Annotated in this window: 3 protein-coding genes and 1 pseudogene; all 4 read right to left on the reverse strand. The window is 65.2% G+C overall.

What is annotated here, in order from left to right:
- Positions 1-636 (reverse strand): annotated as a pseudogene (locus tag WA702_RS17670) (oxidoreductase); the annotation flags it as partial.
- 284 nt (positions 637-920) lie between these two features.
- A complete protein-coding gene (locus WA702_RS17675; RefSeq protein ID WP_425111825.1) occupies positions 921-1,997 on the reverse strand; it encodes an esterase-like activity of phytase family protein in 1,077 nt (358 codons plus the stop codon).
- Between the two features lie 279 nt (positions 1,998-2,276).
- Complete coding sequence (gene cobT / locus WA702_RS17680; protein WP_425111826.1) at positions 2,277-4,178, reverse strand: cobaltochelatase subunit CobT; 1,902 nt, start codon at positions 4,176-4,178, stop codon at positions 2,277-2,279.
- A 167-nt stretch (positions 4,179-4,345) separates the two neighbouring features.
- Positions 4,346-5,081 (reverse strand): cobaltochelatase subunit CobS (locus WA702_RS17685; protein WP_425111827.1); only part of this gene is annotated, 736 nt, incomplete at its 5' end.

Consider the following 5,081-nt stretch of genomic DNA (forward strand, 5'->3'; position numbering starts at 1 on the left):
TTCGAGCGGAAAGCGCATGCGGTTCTCGAGGCTGCCGCCATATTCATCGGTGCGGTGGTTGGCGATTGGCGACAGGAACTGGTGCAGGAGGTAGCCGTGCGCGCCGTGGACTTCGAGCGCATCGATACCGAGGCGTTCGGCACGCCCAGCCGCGTCGACGAATGCGCTGCGGATGCGTGTGAGCCCCGCGCCATTCAGCGCCAGCGGCGCCTGCTCGCTCTCCTTGTGCGGAACGGCCGAGGGCGCGACCGTCTGCCAACCGCCTTGTACGATCGGAATCTGTTGGCCGCCATCCCACGGCGTGTGGCTGGACCCCTTGCGGCCGGCATGCGCGAGTTGCATCGCGACGGCGGTCTTCGAGCGCTTGCGCACCGATGCCAGGATCGGCTTCAACGCGGCTTCGGTGGCGTCGTCCCACAGGCCAAGGCAGCCCGGCGTGATCCGGCCGATCGGCTCGACGTGGGTGGCCTCGATGCAGAACATCGCCGCGCCTGACAGCGCCAGCGTGTTGATGTGGGTGAAATGCCAATCATTCGCCGCACCATCGTCAGCAGAATACTGACACATCGGCGAGACCATGATGCGGTTGGCGAGTTCGAGCTTGCGCAGCTTGATCGGAGAAAACAGGGCGCTCATGCGGGGGATTTCCAGGCGGGACGAAGGATGATCCTATGTAGCGGCCCGGCCGATCTTTCTCAACCGCACGACTGTCTCTCGATGCCGGCGACCTCGGTCACTTCGCGGTTAGAACTGGCCTGCGCTTCATCAAGCATAGCGCGGTCGTCGGTGCGAAGCAGGGACCCATACCGCGTGATGCGAGAAATAGGCCCGCGACAGATAGCGCGCGCTACAACGAAGTCCTGTGGTTATGGTTCCCGGGTCGCGCCCACTTCGTTCGCTTGCCCGGGACGACATGACAATTATTGCATCAGCGTGAACTGCAGCAACAGCGTGCGCTGGATCATCGAGAAATTGTCGTCGGACACCAGCGTCAGCACGGTATCGCCTTCCGGCGTCACATGAGCGTCGATGCCTTCCATGTTGTCGATCTCCTGGCCGAGATCGGCATTGAAGATCGCAGGGCCATCGACCAGCGCGCCCGGCGCGATCGCGGCGAGCGCAATACGCCGGATGCGAATGCCGACGCCCGACAACAGCGAGAACTTCCGCTCCAGCACCAACAGATCACTTGAGGGCAGGATCACTGCGTCGCTGATATCGAAGTTATCAGTACGGCGGACGCTGAACTGCCCCGGCGACGGACCGCCGACCATGAACGCGATTAGATCGCCGTTGGCGTCAAGCCCGCGCTCGGACAGCGCGAGCAGCGTGCCCGCGAGCGGCAGGCCCTTCGGCACCACCACCAGCGCCTCCAGTCCCTTGTTGTTCGGCAGTCGCTTCACGGCCGGCGGCATCGGCACCACCTCGCCGCGGGCGCGCGTAAATCCCTTGGAGAAATCGAAGCGCATCACTTGGTTGACGCGTTCGAGCCCGACATAGGCGATGTCGCCATCCATCGCGAGCGACTCGGAATCGTACCAGCCGTGCTCGGTGATGGGGCGGCCATCCATGAATAGCAGCGGCGCCGCTTCGACATCGGCAAGCCCGACCATGGCTCGCCCCTCATAGACGATGCGGCCGGTGAACCAGGCGCCCTGATCGCTCAACGAGACGAAGCGCCCGCCCTTCGGATCGAGCCGAATGGCCGACAGGCCGCCGAAGCCAGGAAAGCCCGAGGTCAGCACCAGCCCGCTGCGATACTCCAACGCGTCGAAACGCGTGCGCGCGCGGTCGCGCAGATCGAACGACGGCAGAGCGCGTGCCTTGACGTCGATCGCCACCGGCGCTGCGACGGAGAACGCGTTGCGGATGGTTCGCCGGGCGGAGGCCTGAGGAGCGATCTGGGCGCGGGCTGCGTCCAGGCTTGCAAACGCCGACAATCCGCTTGCGGCAAGCGTCAGAAAACGTCGCCGGGCAAGATCAGGATATTGCGACATGACTTACAGGAACCCCTCCGCAGCCCTTCCTGTTGCCGGCTACGATGTGCAGAGTCTTGCGGCTCGCCAGCTTCAACCTCGCCCCGCTCCTGTCCGCCGTAGCTCGAAGAGCGAAGGCGGATGCGGGGAGAGGTTGGATTGTATGTGAGATGCAATCCGTGTGAGGGGTACAGGTCCAACAATTTACTTCGAGCGTGCGTCTGCCCCTCACCCCGCCCTCTCCCCGTAAAGAACGGGGAGAGGGAGTGCACCGCTTCCAGCGTGAGAGCTCGCGATCAACTATGAATGCAGCCGGCGCTTCGGGGCGCGCGACGGCTCGGGCGCGCCGTGGGTCTCGGTGAACAGCTCGGCCAGCTTCTCGGTGATGGCGCCACCGAGCTCCTCGGCATCGACGATGGTGACTGCGCGCTTGTAGTAGCGCGTCACGTCATGGCCGATGCCGATCGCGATCAGCTCGACCGGCGAGCGGTTCTCGATCTCGTCGATGATGTGCCGCAGATGCCGCTCCAGATAATTGCCGGGATTGACCGACAGCGTGGAATCGTCGACCGGCGCTCCGTCGGAGATCATCATCAGGATCTTGCGCTGCTCGGGCCGGCCGAGCAGACGCTTGTGCGCCCAGTCCAGCGCCTCGCCGTCGATGTTCTCCTTCAACAGGCCCTCGCGCATCATCAGGCCGAGATTCTTGCGCGCCCGCCGCCAGGGCGCGTCGGCCGATTTGTAGATGATGTGGCGCAGGTCGTTGAGGCGGCCCGGATTGGCCGGCTTGCCGGCCGCGAGCCACGCCTCGCGCGACTGGCCGCCCTTCCAGGCCCGCGTGGTGAAGCCGAGGATCTCGACCTTGACGCCGCAACGCTCCAAGGTGCGTGCCAGGATGTCGGCACAGGTCGCCGCCACCGTGATCGGACGCCCGCGCATCGAGCCGGAATTGTCGAGCAGCAAGGTCACCACGGTGTCGCGGAAGGTCGCGTCCTTCTCGCGCATGAAGGACAGTGGGTGATAGGGATCGGTGACGACGCGCGACAGCCGCGCCGGATCGAGGATACCTTCCTCGAGGTCGAACTCCCAGGCGCGGTTCTGCTGCGCCATCAACCGGCGCTGCAGCCGGTTGGCAAGGCGGGCGACGATGCCCTGCAGATGCGCGAGCTGCTTGTCGAGATAGGAGCGCAACCGCTCCAGCTCGTCATGGTCGCAGAGATCCTCGGCCGCGATGATCTCGTCGAATTTCGGCGCGAAGGCATGGTACTCGGGGCCGCGCGGCTCGTTGGCGCCGCCGCGGTTCGGCCGCGTCGCTTCGCCCGGCGTCTCGTCGTCGCCGAGTTCGCCATCGTCGAGCGTGTCGGATGCGGAGGCCTGTGCGGCCTCCATCGCGCTGTCCGACATCTCGTCCGAGGTTGTCTGCGCCTGGTCCGCACTCATCTCCTGCGCGGCGTCGGAATCGGGCGAGCCTTCGGCGCCGGACTGCTCATTGTCACCGTCGCGATTGTCGTCGTCGTTCTCGTCTTCTTCGGAGTCGGCATTGCGTTCGTCGCCGAGATCGAGCGCCGATAGCAAATCGTGAACCAGATCGCCGAACCTGGCCTGGTCCTCGGTGAAGCGGTTGAGCTCATCAAGCCGCGAGCCGATCTTGTCCTCCAGCGTCGGCCGCCAGAGGTCGACTAGCTTCTTCGCGGCTGCCGGCGGCGCCATGCCGGTCAGGCGCTCGCGCACCAGCATCGCCAGCGCATCCGACAGCGGCGCGTCGGCGCGGTCGGTGATCTCGTCGTACTTGCCGCGATGAAAGTGATCGTCGAGCATCGCAGTAAGGTTTTTCGCCACGCCAGCCATGCGGCGCGCGCCGATCGCCTCGACGCGGGCCTGCTCCACCGCCTCGAACACGCCCCGGGCCTGCGGATTGCCTGGGATCAGCTTGCGATGAACCTTCGGATCGTGGCAGGCGAGCTTAAGCGCGATCGAGTCGGCGTGGCCGCGCACGATCGCGGCATCGCGCTTGGTCATCTTGCGCGCCGGCTCCGGCAGCCGCGCCTTGCCCGGTGCGAGGCCCGGGCGCTCGGCAGCGAAAGAGACTTCGAGCTCCGGCGCCCTGGCGATGGCGCGCAGGCAGGCCGTCACCGAACGCTTGAACGGCTCGGTCGGCGCTTCCTTGGTCCCGGTACGGAATTTGTTGCTGGATGTCGTCATGTGATCCCTGGGGCCGTCGTCCCGGTCAGGCGCGCAATTCGCGCCGAGAACGCCGGGACCCATACCATCGGCGGTCGCTTGTTCGTGTTGAGGCCAACTCCAGCGCACGACTGAAACGTCACGGAGTATGGATCCCGGCACAAGGCCGGGACGACACCGGATGTTTGTTAGCTCAGCGCCACGTTGACGGCGGATTCCGGCAGCTCGGCGTTGAAGCAGCGCTGATAGAATTCCGCGACCAGCGGCCGCTCTAGCTCGTCGCACTTGTTGAGGAAGGTGACGCGGAAGGCGAAGCCGATGTCGCCGAAGATCTCGGCGTTCTCGGCCCAGGTGATCACCGTGCGTGGGCTCATCACCGTCGACAGATCGCCATTGGCGAACGCGTTGCGGGTGAGGTCCGCGAGCCGCACCATCTTGTTGACGATGTCGCGGCCCTGCTGGTTGCGATAGTGCCGCGCCTTGGCCAGCACGATCTCGACCTCCTCGTCATGGGCGAGGTAATTCAGCGTGGTGACGATCGACCAGCGGTCCATCTGGCCCTGGTTGATCTGCTGGGTGCCGTGATAGAGGCCCGAGGTGTCGCCGAGACCGATGGTGTTGGCGGTCGAGAATAGCCGGAACGCGGGATGCGGCTTGATCACCTTGTTCTGGTCGAGCAAGGTCAGCCGGCCGGAGACTTCCAGCACGCGCTGGATCACGAACATCACGTCCGGGCGGCCGGCGTCGTATTCGTCGAACACCAGCGCAATGTTGTGCTGCAGCGCCCAGGGCAGGATGCCGTCGCGGAACTCGGTGACCTGCTTGCCATCCTTGACCACGATCGAGTCCTTGCCGACCAGATCGATACGGCTGATGTGGCTGTCGAGGTTGACGCGCACGCAGGGCCAGTTCAGCCGTGCTGCG

It is taken from the genome of Bradyrhizobium sp. (assembly GCF_049798375.1).
In the GTDB taxonomy this organism is placed as follows: Bacteria; Pseudomonadota; Alphaproteobacteria; order Rhizobiales; family Xanthobacteraceae; genus Bradyrhizobium.